We start from the raw sequence: 16,201 nt of genomic DNA, 5'->3' as shown, positions 1-16,201 counted from the left end.
TCACCGCGCCGAACGCATGGCATCGCCCCCTCAACTGGGGCACAGTTGCCCCTGTGAACGTGGCATCAACTCCGAACACCCGTGATCGCCTCCAGCTCCGGCTGCGCGAACCGGCCAACCAGGTCAGCCCGCAGGCCAAGACCTGGTGGGCACTGCAGAGCGTGATCGTGTGGGTGTTCGCCCTCATCGCGCTCGTGGTGACCGTCCTGATCTGGGGCGTGACCATCTGGTGGTCGCTGGCCGCGGCGCTGGTCGTCATCTGGGCGGCCCTCGACCTGGTCTTCGTGCCCCGGCTGCGGTACCGCTGGAACCGCTGGGAGACCACCGACCAGGCCGTCTACACCCAGACCGGCTGGTTCTCCAGGGAGTGGCGGATCGCGCCGCTGTCCAGGGTGCAGACCGTGGACACCGAGCGCGGGCCGCTGCAACGGGCGCTCGGCCTGTCCACGGTCACCGTGACCACCGCCTCGGCCGCGGGCGCGCTGAAGATCGAGGGGCTGGACAAGGACGTGGCCGCCGCGCTGGTCGACCAGCTGGTGGCGATCACCGAGGCCACCCCTGGTGACGCGACATGAGCCACGAGGCACGTCCGTCCGAAGTGGACGGTTTCCCGGTCGCGCCGGAGGCCCCGGACGCGGTGCGGGTGGAGCAGGACTGGCAGCGACTGCACAAGCGCACCGTCGTGGTCGCCCCGCTCTCACAGATCGCGAGCCTGCTCGGCATCGCCTTCCTGCTGCTGGTGGTGCGCGGGTTCTCCGGGCTGCGGCCGTGGGAGATGGGCATCGGCATCGCGGCCGCGGTGGCGCTGATCGTCCTCGGCGTGCTGCGCTGGTACACCACCCGCTACCGGATCACCGCCACGCACGTGGAGCTGCACACCGGCCTGGTCTTCCGCAAGGAGCGCTCGGTGGCGCGGGACCGGCTGCGCACCGTGGACGCCACCGCGGACATCTTCCACCGGATCTTCGGCCTGTCCGTGGTCAAGATCGGCACCGGCCGCCAGGACCAGGGCACCGAGGACGAGCTGTCCCTGGACGCCATCGACAACGCCGAGGCCGAACGGCTGCGCGCGCTGCTGCTGCGCAGGCTGCCCGCGCCGGTGGCCAGCACCGAGGCGCTGCCGCCGGTGCGCGCGGACGGCACCGTGGCCGACGCGGTGGCGACCGACCAGGAGACCGGCCGGCCCGAGCGGGTGCTCTCCCAGCTGGACCCGAAGTGGCTGCGCTACGCGCCGTTCACCCTGTTCGGCCTGATCGCGGTCGGCGCGCTGGGCGCGGCAGGCGCCTGGCTGGCCCGCACCCTGGACATCGACCTGCGGCACCTGCCGGTGCTGGAAGCCCTGCTGAGCTGGGTCCGGCACACCCCGATCGCGCTGGTCGTCGCGGTCGCGCTGGGCGTGCTGCTGGTGCTGGCGGTGATCGGCTCGCTGGTCGTCTACGTGCTCTCCTACTGGAACTACAAGCTCACCCGCCGCGAGGACGGCACCCTGCACGTGAACTACGGCCTGCTCACCCTGCGCTCGGTGACCATCGAGGAGAACCGGGTCAAGGGCGTGGAGCTGCACGAGCAGCTGCTGCTCCGCCAGGTCGGGGCGGCCACGGTGAAGGCGGTGGCCACCGGCCTGGGCACCGGGGAGGACAGCGGCATGCTGCTGCCGCCCGCGCCGGTCACCGAGGCGCACCGGGTGACCGCCGAGGTGCTCGAGGTCGAGCCCGCGCCCACCCGGACCCCGCTGCGCAGGCACCCCCGGGCGGCGCTGCGGCGGTTGCTGCTGTGGGACTTCATCGTGCTGCCGCTGATCATCGGCACCCTGGCCGTGCTGGCCTGGCAGGACGTGCTGCCGACGTGGCCGTGGGTGGCCGCGCTGGCGCTGATCCCGATCGTGCTGCTGATCAGCTGGGACGAGTACCGCAACCTCGGCCACGCGCTGACGGAGAAGTACCTCATCAGCCGCTCCGGTTCGGTGGTGCGCACCACAGTGGTGCTGCAACGCACCGGGATCATCGGCTGGAAGATCCGGCAGAGCCTGCTGCAACGGCGGGTGGGCCTGCTCACCGTGGGCGCGACCAGCGCCACCGGGGCCGGGCTGTACGAGGTGCAGTACGTGGACCAGACCGACGGGCTGGCGCTGGCCGAGGACGCGGTGCCGGAGCTGCTGACCCCGTTCCTGGAACGCGGTTAGCGACGGCGCCGGGCGGTGCCGAACACGCCCCTGGTGATCTCCCGGCCCAGCGCGCTGGCCGCGGAGCGCAGGAAGGACTTCACCGCGGAGTTGCCGAGCACCTGCTCGACCAGGCCGGGCTCGGCCTTCGCCTGCGGTTCCTCCCCTGACTGCTCGGCTTCGGCGCCGGAGACCTTCGCGGTGAGCTTCTCGTAGGCGGACTCGCGGTCGATGGACTCGGCGTAGCGGGCGTGCAGCTCGCTGTCCCTGGCCGCCTGGCCGATCGCCTCGGGGCCGATGGTGTCCATCAGCGAACGCGGCGGGCGCAGCCGGGTCCAGGCCACCGGGGTCGGCGCGCCGCGCTCGGAGAGCACGGTGACGATTGCCTCGCCGATGCCCAGCGAGGTCAGCGCCTCGCCCAGGTCGTAGTGCGGGGTGCGCGGGTAGGTCTTCACGGTCTGCGCGAGGGCCTTGGCGTCCTCCGGGGTGAAGGCGCGCAGGGCGTGCTGGATGCGCGCGCCGAGCTGGGAGAGCACCGGGTTCGGCAGGTCGGTGGGCAGCTGGGTGCAGAAGAACACCCCGACGCCCTTGGACCGGATCAGCTTCACCGTCTGGGTGATCCGCTCCACGAACGCCTTGGACGCGCCGTCGAAGAGCAGGTGCGCCTCGTCGAAGAAGAACACCAGCTTGGGTTTGTCCAGGTCACCCTCTTCCGGCAGGTGCTCGAACAGCTCGGCGAGCAGCCACATGAGGAAGGTGGAGAACAGGGCCGGTTTGGTCTGGAGGTCGCCCACTTCCAGGAGGTTGATCACGGCCCGGCCGTCGGTTTCGCGCATCAGGTCGGCGACGTCCAGCTCGGGTTCGCCGAAGAAGGTGTCGCCGCCCTGGGACTCCAGGTTGACCAGTGCGCGCAGGATCACGCCCGCGGTGGAGCTGGAGACGCCGCCGATGCCGGAGAGGTCGGCTTTGCCCTCCTCGCTGGTCAGGTGCTGGATGACCGAGCGCAGGTCCTTGATGTCGAGCAGGGCCAGGCCCTGCGAGTCGGCCCAGTGGAAGATCAGACCGAGGGTGGACTCCTGGGTCTCGTTGAGGCCGAGGACCTTGCTCAGCAGGAGCGGGCCGAAGCCGGTGATGGTGGCCCGCACCGGGACGCCGAGGCCGGTGGAGCCGAGGGAGAGGAACTGGACCGGGCAGGCGGTGGGTTGCCAGTCGTCGGCCAGTTCGGTGGCGCGTTGCTTCAGCTTTTCGCTGTTCTCGCCGGGTCGGGCGAGGCCGGAAAGGTCGCCTTTGATGTCGGCCATCAGGACCGGGACGCCGGCCGCGGAGAGCTGCTCGGCGATCAGTTGGAGGGTCTTGGTCTTGCCGGTGCCGGTCGCCCCCGCGACCAGGCCGTGCCGGTTCAAGGTGGCCAGCGGCAGGCGGACGCGGGCCTCCGGGGTCGCGGCGTCGCCGATGACCACCGCGCCCAGCTCCAGCGCGGCGCCGTCCGAGGCGTACCCGGCGGCGATCTCGTGTGCCTGCTCGGCCATGCCGACCTCCATCAGCCCGTGCGGATACCCGCCGATCGAGCGTAAGACGGAAAAACGCCGCCGACCTGCTGTGCGCCACGGGAGTGTGACGCGCCGACGCGGGATAGGCTCACCCGGGTGACAGACCGTCTAGTGTGGATCGACTGCGAGATGACCGGGCTGGACCTGAGCAAGGACGCCCTCATCGAGATTGCCGCTTTGGTCACCGACGCGGACCTCAACATCCTCGGTGACGGGGTGGACATCGTGATCCACGCCGCGGACGAGGTGCTCGACAGCATGCCGGACATCGTGCGCGACATGCACGCGCGCTCCGGCCTCACCGACGAGGTCCGCCGCTCCACGGTGACCCTGGCCGACGCCGAACGGCAGGTGCTGGACTACATCAAGGAGTACGTGCCCGAAGTGCGCTCCGCGCCGCTGGCCGGCAACTCCATCGCCACCGACCGCGGCTTCATCGCCAGGGACATGCACCTGCTCGACGCCCACCTGCACTACCGCATGGTCGACGTCTCCAGCATCAAGGAGCTCGCCCGCCGCTGGTACCCCAAGGTCTACTACGGCCAGCCGGCCAAGGGCCTGGCCCACCGAGCCCTCGCCGACATCCGCGAGTCGATCACCGAACTCGCCTACTACCGCCGCACCGTCTTCGTCCCCCAGCCCGGCCCCACCACCGAACAGACCCTCGCCGCCGCCCGCGCCCTCGGCACCCACCGCCCCAAGAAGGCAGCCGATTAGAATCTTGTGGCACCGGCACGCTAGTATGTCTCCGTACCGCTCACCGGCACCGGTGAGCAGCACATGGTGGGTGTAGCTCAGCTGGTAGAGCACTCGGTTGTGGTCCGAGATGTCGCGGGTTCAAGTCCCGTCACTCACCCGCTCTGGGGCCCCCCTCTCTGCGCTTCGCTTGAGAGGGGGGTTTCGCGTTTTCGTAGCTTCACCGGGGGCCGAGCCCCCGGACCCCCACGGTGCGGGTGGTGCTGAACCAGCGGGGTTGGGTTGAGATGTCGGCCACTTCCCCAACGCGAAGGGCCCCGCGGTTGCGGGGCCCTTCGCGTTGGCTTGCTTGCCGTGCCTGGTTACTTCTTGCCGCCCTTGAGCCACTCTTCCCAGGGGATCTGCCAGTCGCCGAAGCCGTCCCAGGGCTGGAGATTGGGGCCGCCGGTGTTGGTGACTACTACGATGTCGCCCTTTTTGGCGTTGTCGTAGAACCACTTGGCGTTGTCGAGCGAGGCGTTGAGGCAGCCGTGGCTCACGTTGCGGCGGCCTTGGTCTCGGACTGACCAGGGGGCGCCGTGGATGAAGATGCCGCCGTTGCTGATGCGGGTGGCCCACTTGACGGGGGTTTTGTAGCCGCCCTGGTCCAGGGAGAGGCCGTAGGTGGTGGAGTCCATCAGCTTGCTGGCGTGACGTTCGGTGACGACGTGGGTGCCGTTGTTGGAGGGGAAGGCGGGGCGGCCCATCGAGATGGGCATCTCCTTCACGACCTGGCCGTTCACCTTGATGATCATCTGGTGCGACTTGCCGTCGGCCTCGGCGATGAACTCGTCGCCGACAGTGACGTCAGCCTTGCGGTCCTCCATGCCGAAGGTGTTGCCGCCCAGGCTCTTGCCGTAGATGGCCGCGTTCACCTTGATCTTGGTGCCGGGCTTCCAGTAGTGCTGCGGGCGCCACCGGACCTCCTTGTCGGAGAACCAGTAGAAGGCGCCCTCGGCCTTGGGCTCGGTGGTGATCTGGATCGCGCGCTCGGCCGCCTTCTTGTCCGGCGGCGGGCTGGAGAAGCCGAACTGCAGCGGCATGCCGACGCCGACGGTCTCGCCGTGCTTCGGGTTGAACACGTTGATGGCGATCTGCTTGCCGGGCTTCACCGTGCTGAACGCCGACTTGGCGGTGGCGTCCTTGCCGTCGGTGCCCTTGCCCGCGGCGGTCAGCGTGTACTTCTTGTCGTAGCCCAGCGCCTCAGTGGAGGTCCACTTGGTCCTGTCGGGCGTGAACTCGCCCGCGACCTGCTTGCCCTCGGCGTTGACCAGCGAGACCTCGCCGAGCGCGCCGTTGGTGGCCGCCACCGTCACCGGCTCACCCGGCGCGACGTTGCCCGCCGCGTCCGCGGGCGTGAGCGCGAGGTTGATCGGCAGCTTGGCCGCGGCCGCCGCAGAGGTGTCGGCCGCCTGCTTCGGCTGCGTCTCCGCGGGCGCGTTGCCCGTGCAACCAGCAACCAGCACGGCTGCCAAGCCCAGCGTCGCCACCAGCAGCGCGCGAGGCGTGCGGCGCACCGCGGGGCTACCGAACACCACCATGGTCGATCCGTCCGTTCGAAGTTCAGGGGAAGCACAGTGTGCTACACGAAAGCACCCGTACGTGGTGGAACCGCAAGACCAATGGACGATTGAGTCCAGATCGGACGGACCACACTCTTCTACCCCAAAGGACGCCACGGCGGCTTGCTGGGTTGCCCCAGGTCCTTGATCACCCAAAGATCGCCTGAACGGAGTAGCCGCAGGGCCATGACCAGCCGATTTCTAGTCTGCGAAACCGCTGTGCTAATGTTCTCCACGTCGGACGGGGAGCCCTCCGGACGACGCGGAAAACCTAGCGCCGCTAGCTCAACTGGCAGAGCAGCTGACTCTTAATCAGCGGGTTCGGGGTTCGAGTCCCTGGCGGCGCACAACAACTGAACAGCACAAACGAGCCGGAGCCCAGCTCCGGCTCGTCGTGTTTTACGGCCCTTGCTAGGGAAATGCTAGGAAGCCGACCGCGCCCTCGCCCGCGGCACCAGCGCAGCCGAGGCCTCCGCAGCAGCCCTGCCCACCCCCGGCAGGAGGTGACAGTAGGTATCCGCGGTGATGGTGTACGTCGAGTGCCCCAACCGCTTTGACACGATGGCGATATCCACCCCCGCCGCCAGCTGCAACGACGCACACAGGTGCCGCAGGTCGTGGAGCCGGCACCTCGGCACCCCCGCCTTCGACACAAGCTGGGCGAACCGGTGGGTGATGTAGGAAGGATGCCAGCGACCGCCGTCCGGGCCGGTGAAGACGTAACCAGATGCCGACACCTCGGCCGCACTGTCCATTTGAGACTGACTGGACTTCCACCTCGACAGCACGCGCACCGTGCCGGCATCCAGATCCACCACCCGATCCTCACCGCTCCTGGTCTTCGGCTTCCCAACCAGCACCCGGGAGCCGGCCTCTACAACCTGCCGCCGCACCACCAAGCTCCGTCGCTCCAAATCCACGTCCTCCCAGCGCAGCCCGCACAGCTCCCCCCGCCGCAGCCCCGTATGCCCCGCCACATGAAACAACGGCGCCATCCGGTCCTGACCGCCCTCCACGAAGTCCAGAAACGCCCCGTAGGCCTCAGGTGTCCAAGGCCTCACCTTCGCCCGCACCCCCGAGGGCACCTCAGCCTGACGCGCGACGTTGGCCGCACACTCCCCCGCACGCACTGCCGCGTTCAACGCCGCATGCAAGGTCGCGTGGAGACGAACCACCGAAGCGTTGGAAAGCGCCTGACCCCGGCCCCTCCCCCTCTCGACCTCTGCAGTTCCAGGAGAAGACTGGCGGTACCTCGCAATCGCCTCAGCGCGACCAAGGCGGACCGCCACATACATCGCGGTGACGTGGACTCCTCGCAGCTGGCTCAACCGCAGGTTCCCCAGATGCGGGACGAGATAGTGATCGATGTGCTGCCGATAGCACGCCGCGGTCGTGGGGCGAATCGCATCGGCTGCGACCTTGGCCCTGTACCAGGACTCCAGCCACTCGCCCACGGTCGTCCCCGAATGCTGCGGCCACAACCCGGCGCGATGCTGTTCCACCACCTTCGCCCGAGCAGCCGCCGCCTCCGACGCACTCAGGAAGCCGCTCTTGGTCACCTGACGACGGCCAGCAGGACCAGGCGGTAGCTCCACGTAGTAGCAGAACCGATGTCGACGACAACGCGCCAGACACTGCTTCGGACAACGCTGAAAGACACCGACGAACCGCGTTCTGCGCATGACTCTCACCCGCTTATGGATCCTCAAGCAACAGGTCATCCGATCTTGTAACAGCTAGGGAAACCCGAGGGAGCCGCTGCCCAAGGCGCGTCAGGCCAGCCAAGCATCGGCGCCCTCACAACCAGGAGAGACCCCGGATCCCCGCCCAACAAGTCCCCTATAGACTGAATTTAACACCCAAAAGGATTACACTCGACAGTCAATTTCACATCAAGACAGAACAGGACACTTTTCCCCTGCGGTTTCGGCAAATCCACAATCTTGGCGGCCACCACTCAACCCAGCTCTTGCCTCCAACACCGCCAGCACGGACGACCCAGGACTCCCGCCAAAAATGGAATTCGTTTATATTACAGTCCCAGCTTCTCTTTGCCCGACCAAACGGCACTTGATACGCTCCCCGGGCGACTACCCTAGCCTTACGCTGGATTAATCAGAAATTTTCCAGCATTTAGTATAACTGTCATAATTCTCAGACCGGCCGAACCCGGACCGCGATTCGCTGCCAGCACTCGCCTCAAAGAACCAGCGCTGACCAACAGCGCCTGACAACGCCAGGTTTGCGGATCCCCACCAGCTAGGAGGGCCGGCGTTCCGGCGATGAACACGTAGGCCGGGGACGGGCACCTGGCGGTGGAAGCGGTTGCGCGACTGCAGGGCGGCGGCACCAGCGATGGTTAGGGGGCTCTTCAAGCCGGGCCGCCACGGCTGCGGACGCAGATACATCCTGCTGGTGTTCTGCAGACCCACCAGCACGGTCCCTGCTTTCAGCGTTCAACCGCGGCTTCCTGCTCCCTGGACAACTCCAACAGGGTGATGATCCCCGAACGGCGAACGGCAGCTGTCATGCCTTACCGGAGAAAGTGTAATATGGAAGGCGTTTGTGGTCGTCGGCTCCATCCCTGGAGTTGGCATCCACGGCGTCCTGAACTTACCGCTTATACCGTCTTTTCACCTAGCAGATCAACACCTACCTCCGAGGTGCGATGCAGTCGCACTTCGGTTCCTCGATAACGGTGGAGTTGCGGTCACTGTCGCTGTCTAACCTCTGCTCCAGAGTCCCTTTCCGACATCGAAATTACTCATACATCTGGATGCTGATCGATCGCGGCCTCATAGAAGGCGTCCGCGAGGGCCATGATGACAGCGCTGATGCCAGGTCCGTCGCTGAAGAAGTAGTCGGCCATGGCGTTGTGGGCTTCCTGGTTTTCGACAACGGCCTCGGTGACCGCAGCCTGGAAGTCTTGCGACTCCATGAACTGCTTTTTCGAGTTGACCTTGGTCTGGTTGATCAGGTCTGGGTAGGCGAGCAGCCGCTGCACCAGTCCCTGCACGAACTCACGGACTTGCGACGCGGTGAACGACTCGGCGCCGAAGAGGTCGTTCATTTTGTCGATGACGACCTGGAGTGCGACGTACTTTGGCTCCTTCCGGGTGCCGGTGCCCGCTGCGCTGATTCCCTTCAGTTCACCGTCGCCGGTCAGCGAGATGTCGACCGCAGTCCGCTTGTTGTGCTTGACTCCTACCAGGACGACATCGGAAAGGTCGACCTCCGCGGCCCACGATGCATCTGCGATGACCTTCTCCAGGAGCCGGAGGAAGATCGACAGCATCTCCATGTACGGGTCGCCGTAGTCGACGATCTGGCTCATGAAATCGTAAAGCCGGACAAGGGTGGAAACGTCCTTTCGGAACAGGTCGAGGGTGTTGAGGGTGACCTTGTCGTCGGCCTCGATCGCAGCCGCGTAGCGGCGGGCGAACTCGTTCTTGGCCGGGCTGATCGCGGCCGAGAGCGCGTTGTTGCCTTTCCGGGTGACCCACAGTTCAGCGACTTCGCGCACCTGCTCTGGCGTGTAGATCCCAGCGTGGGCGAGCTTGGTGGCAAGGTGGAAGACGACGTACGGGTCGGTCTCGGTCTCCAGGGTGGCGTTGGTGAAGTACGGCTCGAACGCAGTTTGGATGTCCTCGGGTTTGTTCACGAAGTCGATGACGAACGTCTTGCGCTTCTGCTCCCCACTCGCAGTGCGATGGGTGCGGTTGAGCCGCGAGAGCGTCTGCACCGCAGTCACCCCGGAGAGCTTCTTGTCGACGTACATCGCCGAGAGCAGCGGCTGGTCGAACCCGGTCTGGAACTTGTTAGCGACCAGCATGATCTTGTACGTCGCGCCCTTGAAGGCGGCAGCCAAGTCCGAGCCCGCACCAGGGTTCAGGTTGGCCTCAGTGAACTCGTCATCCTTGCTCGGCTGCGGCCCCCAGTCCGAGACCCACTCCTCGCCCTCGGCCATCGTCACCGAGCCGGAGAAAGCGACCAGGGTGCGGTAGTTGTACGAGGCATCCATGGCAGCCCGCTTGGCGATGTAGGCGTCGATCGCCTTCTTGTACTTCACCGCGGCCTTGCGCGAGTCGGTCACGACCATCGCCTTCGCCTTGCCCTCCAGCAGGTGGGCGACGTTGGCGTGGAAGTGCTCGACGATGATCTGCACCTTCTGGCTGATGTTGGTTGGGTGCAGCTTCACCCACCGCATCAACCCCTTCCGGGCCGCCGCCTCCTCCACCTCGTCACCATCGCCGCTCTCGGCCTTGCCGGCGATCTTCAGCGCGGTGTCGTAGGACTGGTAGCCCCTGAGCACGTCAAGGATGTAGCCCTCCTCGATCGCCTGCCGCATCGAGTACAGGTGGAACTCGACCGGCTTCCCGTCAGGGCCCTTGCGACCGAATAGCTCGAGGGTCTTGTTCTTCGGCGTCGCGGTGAACGCGAAGTAGGAGATGTTCTTCGACTCCGCCCGCTCAACCATCTCCGAGACCAGGATCGACTCCACGTCGACGGAGCCACCCTCCTCGATCTCCTTGACCTCCTCAGCGGTCAGCACGGCCTTGAGCTTGGAGGAGATCTGCCCGGACTGCGAGGAGTGCGCCTCGTCCGCGATCACCGCGAACCGCTTCCCCTTCAACCCCTTATCGGCCCGGATCTCCTCGAGCGCGAACGGGAAGGTCTGCACCGTCACCGCGATGATCAGCTCACCGTTCTTCAACGCGGTCGCCAGCAGCCCGGACTTCGACTTCGCCCCCGCCTTGCGAACGTCTTCCGGGCTGATCGTGGCCACGATCTTCCCCGACCCGTCGATCTGCCGGATCGCTTCCTGGAGCTGCCCATCGAGCACCGTGCGGTCCACGACCACGAGCACCGAGTCGAAGACCTTCTCGTCGTTCACATGCAGCCGCGCCAGGCGGTGCGCGGTCCAGGCGATGGTGTTCGTCTTGCCCGACCCTGCCGAATGCTCGATCAGGTAACGGTGCCCCACCCCCTCCGCACGCACCGCAGCCACAATGTTCGTCACGGCCTCCCATTGGTGAAACCGCGGGAAGAGCATGCTCGTACGCCGCACTGAGATGCCGGTCGCGACGTCCCACTCCTCCTTGGTCTCCACGATCATCAGCCGACCGATGATGTTGAGCCAGGCGTGCTTCTCCCAGACCCGCTCCCACAGGTACGCCGTCGCTGACCGCCCGCCCGTGCCGGGCGGGTTCCCCGCGCCACTGTCATGGCCCATGTTGAACGGCAGGAAATGTGTCTTCTCGCCCTCCAACTTGGTAGTCATCGCGGCCAGGTCGTTGGAGACCGCGAAGTGCACCAGCGCCCGGTGCCCGAACGACAGCAGCGGCTCCGGCCGACCGTTGGTCAGCGGGTTCCGGTTCTTGCGGTACTGGTTGACCGCCTCATCCAGCGACTGGGTGAACTCGGTCTTCAACTCGACGGTGGCCACCGGGAGCCCGTTGATGAAGAAGACCAGGTCGATGCTGCGCTGGTCAGCGGTTGAGAAGTGCACCTGCCGTGCAACCCGTACCCGCATCGCCGCGTACTGCTCGTTCGTGGTCGCATTCAGGCTGGTCTCAGGCCGGAACTGCGCCATCTTCAGCCGGCCACCACCGATGTACTGCACCCCGTTGCGCAGGATGTTCAGCGTCCCGCCACCATGTTCGAGAGGCTTGTCGAGCGCCGTGGCCAGCACGTCCAGGAACTTCGCCTCCGACCCCGCCGCCCTCAGTGCTTTCTCGTACGACGCCTGCTGGGTCTCCTCCAACCACGCGAACAGATCCTTGGGGAACAGCGCCCGTTCCCGGTCATAGCCGGAGTCATCCTCCGAGTACAGCCATCCATGAGCGGACAGGTACTCGCAGATCTCGGACTCGAAGACGACCTCGTTGTGATCGGCCATCAGACCATCTCCCGCACGTCGATCTGCCCCGTCACCGCCGCCGTGATCAACGCCGCCCGACGCTCACGTGCAAGCTCGATGAACCGCTCCGTCTCAGCGATCACGGTGTCGATCTTCGGGGTCTCCTCGTCCAAGTACTCGACGATTCGCCTCTGCTCGCCGAGAGGCGGCAGCGGGATACGAAAAGCCTTGAGGTCCCCCATGCCGATCGTGCGGATCGTCGACCCGTTCTGGAAGGAATCGAAGAACGGTTGCATCGCATCCGAGAACAAGACCCAGAGGTACTCAGGATCAAGAAGCGGTCCACATACCCATGCGGCAAAATGCTGCGACGTCGCCATCGGAACGCCCATGATCGCTGTCCTTCCCACAGTCGCGTCACGAGAAAGGACGACAGTGCGGACGGGGAGCAGGCGCGCGGAACTGTTGGCAATTCCGGCGTCGCTGATCCGCTGCGCTGTGTCTTGAAGGTACTTGGCGCCACGCATCGTGCCAACGTCATGGAGGCTCACCCATGGGATGTAGCAGTCCGTCCACCAATCCTCCCGTGATCGGCTTGGCGTGTGACCGCTTTCGAGTTGAGCTGCCGAGGTAAGCGGGACAACTCGCCAACTCGCCGGGAGTTTGCTCGCCCACGGCAAAGGGCTGTCAGCCTCCGCCGCCTGCGTCGTTCCGTGCAGGGCTACGTGCACGCGGAGTGCGTGCCGTCGCTCGCGGAGCATCTCGATCAGGCGCTGCTGCTCCTCGACGAGTGTGTCGATCCGGGCAGTCTCGCGGTCGAGGTAGTCGGCGATGGCGCGCTGCTCGTCTGCCGACACTAGTGGTGCGGTCATCGACTGCAGGTCGCTGATGTTCAGCCGGGGAGTTCGAACATTCCCAGCCTCGGTTCCGCCGATGCCGCGAACCAGGCTCGCCATCGTCGCCACAGTGAATCCGCTGGTCAGGAAGTAGTTCAGCCACCGCTTGTCGACCATTGGGGCGACTCGCAGCACCGCGTAGTCTGGGCTGACGACCCCGTCCTCCGGCGCGATGCCGAGCGCGCCCTGGAAGGCCCGCATCCGGTTGATGACAAGGTCGCCCGCGCGACAGAGCTTATAGCTGGACAGATCCTCGGAAGCCGCCCGCGTGGTCATGTCCGACGCCTCCCGACGTCGGACGCCCCAACTGATCGAGACCGACAGCAGCGGCAGGGCCTCGGCTTCCGCCCCCGCTCGCACGTCGGATTCGGTGAGCAGCCACTTGAGACGGACCGAGTCGGTCATCCCTCAACCTCCCGGAGGAGGTCGAGGATCTTGGCGACCTGCTTTTCCAGGTCAGCGTCGATCTCGGCGAGAGGGCGGGGTGGGACGTACTTGTAGAAGTGGCGGGTGAAGGGGATTTCGTAGCCGACCTTGACCTTGGCCCAATCGATCCAGGCGTCGGGGACATGCGGCTTCACCTCGGCATCGAAGTACGCCTGGACGACCTCGGCCTTGCCCACAGCGCCAGCGGTCGAGCCGCCGTAGGTGAATGGGACGTTCTCGGTGTCGCGCTTCTTGGTGTCCGGTTTGGGATTGCCCTTGCGGTCCACTACCGGCTGGCCAGACTCGTCGAGAAGGGGGCGCTCGACGGTGATGGTCCAGTAGCCGAACTCGTCGTTGCGCAGCACCTTGGAGCAGTCCGGGTCGGCATTGATGAAGTCGTCGTACAGCTTCACGACCTTGTCGCGGTCGGCATCGCTGATTTCGCGTCCCTTGGAGCCGAGGTTCTTGCGCATCTTGGTCCAGAACGAGGTGCCGTCGATGAGCTGGACCAGGCCCTTGCGGTCGGAATGCTTGTCGTTGTCGAGGATCCAGATGTAGGTGGCGATGCCGGTGTTGAAGAACATGTTGGTCGGCAGCGCGATGATGGCATCGACCAGATCGTTCTCCAGTAGCCACTTGCGGATGTTGGAGGGGCCAGACTCGGCGGCGCCGTTGAAGAGCGGCGAGCCGTTCATCACGATCCCGGCCCGACCGCCGCCGTCCTCCGGCGCCCGCATCTTGTGAACCAGGTGGAGCAGGAAGAGCATCTGCCCGTCCGAGGTCGACGGAAGGCCGGGGGCGAACCGACCATAGGGACCTGCTTCGTCGCGCTCTTTTATGACCGCCTTGGCGTACTGCTTCCAGTCGACGCCATACGGCGGGTTGGACATACAGAAGTCGAACTGGCGGCCCTTGAACGCGTCATCGGTGAGCGTGTTGCCGAAGGCGATGTTGGACGCGTCGTGGCCCTTAGCGAGCAGGTCGGACTTGCAGATCGCGTACGACTGCGGGTTGTACTCCTGGCCGAACAGGCTCAGCTTCGCGTCGGGGTTGTGCGTGAGCAGGTACTCCTCGGCCAAGGCGAGCATGCCGCCGGTGCCCGCCGTAGGATCGTACACTGTACGGACGATGCCAGCCTCGGCCAGGTCGACGTCCTTTTCAGCGAAGAGCAGGTCGACCAGCAGCCGGATCGCGTCCCGCGGGGTGTAGTGGTCACCGGAGGTCTCGTTCGCGGCCTCGTTGAACTTGCGGATGATGTACTCGAACGCGTCGCCCATGTCGGCGTTGGAGACGACGTCCGGATGTAGGCCGACGGCCTTGAAGGACGTGATGACCTCACGCAGGAGCCCGGCCTTCTCCAGGTTGAGGATCTCCTTCTTGAAGTCGAAGTACTCGAACACGTCGACATCGGGCGAGAACCGGTCGATGTAGTCGGCCAGGTTGTCCGCCAGCCCGTCGGCGTCAGCCAGCAGGTTGACGAAGGAGTAGTTCGAGGTGTTGTAGAACGGCCGGCCGGTCGCCTTCTTGACCTCGATCCTGAGCCGGTTCGGGTTGTCATACTTAGCCGCCAACTCCCGGACCGTCTCCCGGTCAGGCTCGAGGATGCAGTCGAGGCGACGCAGGATCGTGAGAGGGAGGATGACGTTGCCGTACTGGTTGGGGCGGTAGGGACCCCGAAGTTGGTCGGCGATCGACCAGATGAAACTACCGAGGGTGCTCACAAGGCTCCTCACGACGCTCACTCGACGATAGATGTTGGACGCTCAACGCGAGCCCGTGCGCGCCGTCCGAACAGGCGGCGCACGGTCTGCAGCAGCCGGTGCCTCACAAGAGCATCTTTGCGTATCACGACACTGTGCGTGCCAACCAACCACATCCACTCGGGTCAAGCAGGCATGCCACTACGCATGGACGGCTTCTTCGGCGCCGGTCGGTATGCCGTTCGCCGGCAAGCTCGGTGTAAAGATCAGCGTCGACTGGAAGCGGCTACCGCCCGTCGGGAAGCAGCGCGGGGAGTTGGGGGAGCAGACGGGCGCACTCAACGGCCCTGAACTGCATTCAACGGCTCTGAACGGAACCACGCCGACCTGGGGAAGTTTCGTTTCCGCAGGTCGGCGCACTGTAGCGTCCCTGGTTCACACCGGAGGGGGCAAGTCCAACAGAGCCCGCGGCGTGCGCTGCCCCCTGCCCACTCACGCGCTGTCCAAGCCCCGGGGTGCGCGGTCAGGCCCCCACATGGGCAAGCATCTAAGCGAAGCACCACGCCACCCATGCTTGGCAAACGTCGCCCTGCTCCAGGCAACCCGAAAGACGACTCGATGACCAAGCCGCCGGTGCGAATCCCCTGGTCGACCCTGTTCCTATCTCTTGGTGATCCCGCCGAGGACACCAACCTGCGCACGCCTCCGCTGCATGCCGCGCGTTGATCTGGCTGCTCCGTGGTTGCTCCACTGCGGAGAACGTGCCGACAGCACGCGGCATGCCCCGACATGCGCGGCTCGACACGACCTGCGAAAACGACACCTGGCGAACCTGCCCGACATCACGCAATACGACACCACGCCGTCTCTTAATCAGCGGGTTCGGGGTTCGAGTCCCTGGCGGCGCACAATACAGAATCGGTCCCACCTGCATCAGTAGGTGGGACTGTTCATTTTGAACTGTCCACTGCGGACATGTGGTCGCTCCCTCAACGCGCCCTGGACCGGCCGCAGCGCCATCAGAGTCAGCACCGGCGGACCCTGGCACCGTCGTCCGGCGCATTTCGTGCCGCGTCGACGTTGACCTCAAAGGTCGCACAGCGATTCCGCCAACCTCGCCACCGATGTACCCCGTGAGCTGGCCATCGCAGCCAGTCTTGGGACGAAGCTGCCGCCAGCGGGCTGCTTGACGCGGAACGGGAGGTACTCCAGCCCTTCTGGGTCCTCCCGAGACAGGCCAACTTCGCCGGTCTCGACGAGGCGACGGCAGGAGTGGTAGATCCACCAAGGCCAGTGGGCCTCGACGCAGCC

Annotated in this window: 9 protein-coding genes and 2 tRNA genes; 5 read left to right on the top strand and 6 right to left on the bottom strand. The window is 65.7% G+C overall.

Annotated elements, in window-relative coordinates:
- Positions 1 to 53 precede the first annotated feature (53 nt).
- Together N8J89_RS06315 and N8J89_RS06310 are read left to right on the top strand one after the other, a co-directional pair.
- Entirely contained in the window at positions 54 to 575 is a 522-nt protein-coding gene (locus N8J89_RS06315) for a PH domain-containing protein (protein WP_283663412.1), read from the top strand.
- Positions 572 to 2,182 carry a PH domain-containing protein gene (locus tag N8J89_RS06310; protein ID WP_283663411.1) on the top strand — a complete coding sequence of 537 codons (1,611 nt, stop codon included), beginning with the start codon at positions 572 to 574 and terminating at the stop codon, positions 2,180 to 2,182. The genes N8J89_RS06315 and N8J89_RS06310 overlap by 4 nt, the downstream gene beginning before the upstream one ends.
- Here the strand turns inward: N8J89_RS06310 and N8J89_RS06305 are convergent.
- A complete protein-coding gene (locus tag N8J89_RS06305; protein WP_283663410.1) occupies positions 2,179 to 3,690 on the bottom strand; it encodes a helicase HerA-like domain-containing protein in 1,512 nt (503 codons plus the stop codon). The genes N8J89_RS06310 and N8J89_RS06305 overlap by 4 nt on opposite strands.
- 117 nt (positions 3,691 to 3,807) lie before the next feature.
- Here N8J89_RS06305 and orn point away from each other — a divergent pair, with 117 nt between their 5' ends.
- A complete protein-coding gene (gene orn / locus N8J89_RS06300) occupies positions 3,808 to 4,428 on the top strand; it encodes an oligoribonuclease (RefSeq protein WP_283663409.1) in 621 nt (206 codons plus the stop codon).
- Positions 4,429 to 4,494: 66 nt separating this feature from the next.
- A tRNA-His gene (locus N8J89_RS06295) sits at positions 4,495 to 4,567 on the top strand.
- A 202-nt stretch (positions 4,568 to 4,769) separates the two neighbouring features.
- On the opposite strand, the gene N8J89_RS06290 is transcribed toward N8J89_RS06295, so the two are convergent.
- Positions 4,770 to 5,987: a L,D-transpeptidase gene (locus tag N8J89_RS06290; RefSeq protein ID WP_283663408.1), complete on the bottom strand. Its 1,218-nt coding sequence runs from the start codon at positions 5,985 to 5,987 to the stop codon at positions 4,770 to 4,772.
- Positions 5,988 to 6,282: 295 nt separating this feature from the next.
- Here N8J89_RS06290 and N8J89_RS06285 point away from each other — a divergent pair.
- Positions 6,283 to 6,355, top strand: a tRNA-Lys gene (locus N8J89_RS06285).
- 75 nt (positions 6,356 to 6,430) lie between these two features.
- Here the strand turns inward: N8J89_RS06285 and N8J89_RS06280 are convergent.
- The 4 genes from N8J89_RS06280 to N8J89_RS06265 form a co-directional block, all read right to left on the bottom strand.
- A complete protein-coding gene (locus N8J89_RS06280) occupies positions 6,431 to 7,567 on the bottom strand; it encodes a tyrosine-type recombinase/integrase (protein WP_283663407.1) in 1,137 nt (378 codons plus the stop codon).
- Positions 7,568 to 8,772: 1,205 nt separating this feature from the next.
- Positions 8,773 to 11,907 carry a type I restriction endonuclease subunit R gene (locus N8J89_RS06275; RefSeq protein WP_283663406.1) on the bottom strand — a complete coding sequence of 1,045 codons (3,135 nt, stop codon included), beginning with the start codon at positions 11,905 to 11,907 and terminating at the stop codon, positions 8,773 to 8,775.
- A complete protein-coding gene (locus N8J89_RS06270; RefSeq protein ID WP_283663405.1) occupies positions 11,907 to 13,169 on the bottom strand; it encodes a restriction endonuclease subunit S in 1,263 nt (420 codons plus the stop codon). The genes N8J89_RS06275 and N8J89_RS06270 overlap by 1 nt, the downstream gene beginning before the upstream one ends.
- Positions 13,166 to 14,911: an HsdM family class I SAM-dependent methyltransferase gene (locus N8J89_RS06265; RefSeq protein ID WP_283663404.1), complete on the bottom strand. Its 1,746-nt coding sequence runs from the start codon at positions 14,909 to 14,911 to the stop codon at positions 13,166 to 13,168. The genes N8J89_RS06270 and N8J89_RS06265 overlap by 4 nt, the downstream gene beginning before the upstream one ends.
- Between the last annotated feature and the right edge of the window lie 1,290 nt (positions 14,912 to 16,201).

The organism is Crossiella sp. CA-258035, assembly GCF_030064675.1.
Taxonomy (GTDB): Bacteria; Actinomycetota; Actinomycetes; order Mycobacteriales; family Pseudonocardiaceae; genus Crossiella.
This window is presented reverse-complemented; position numbering and strand designations above follow the sequence as displayed.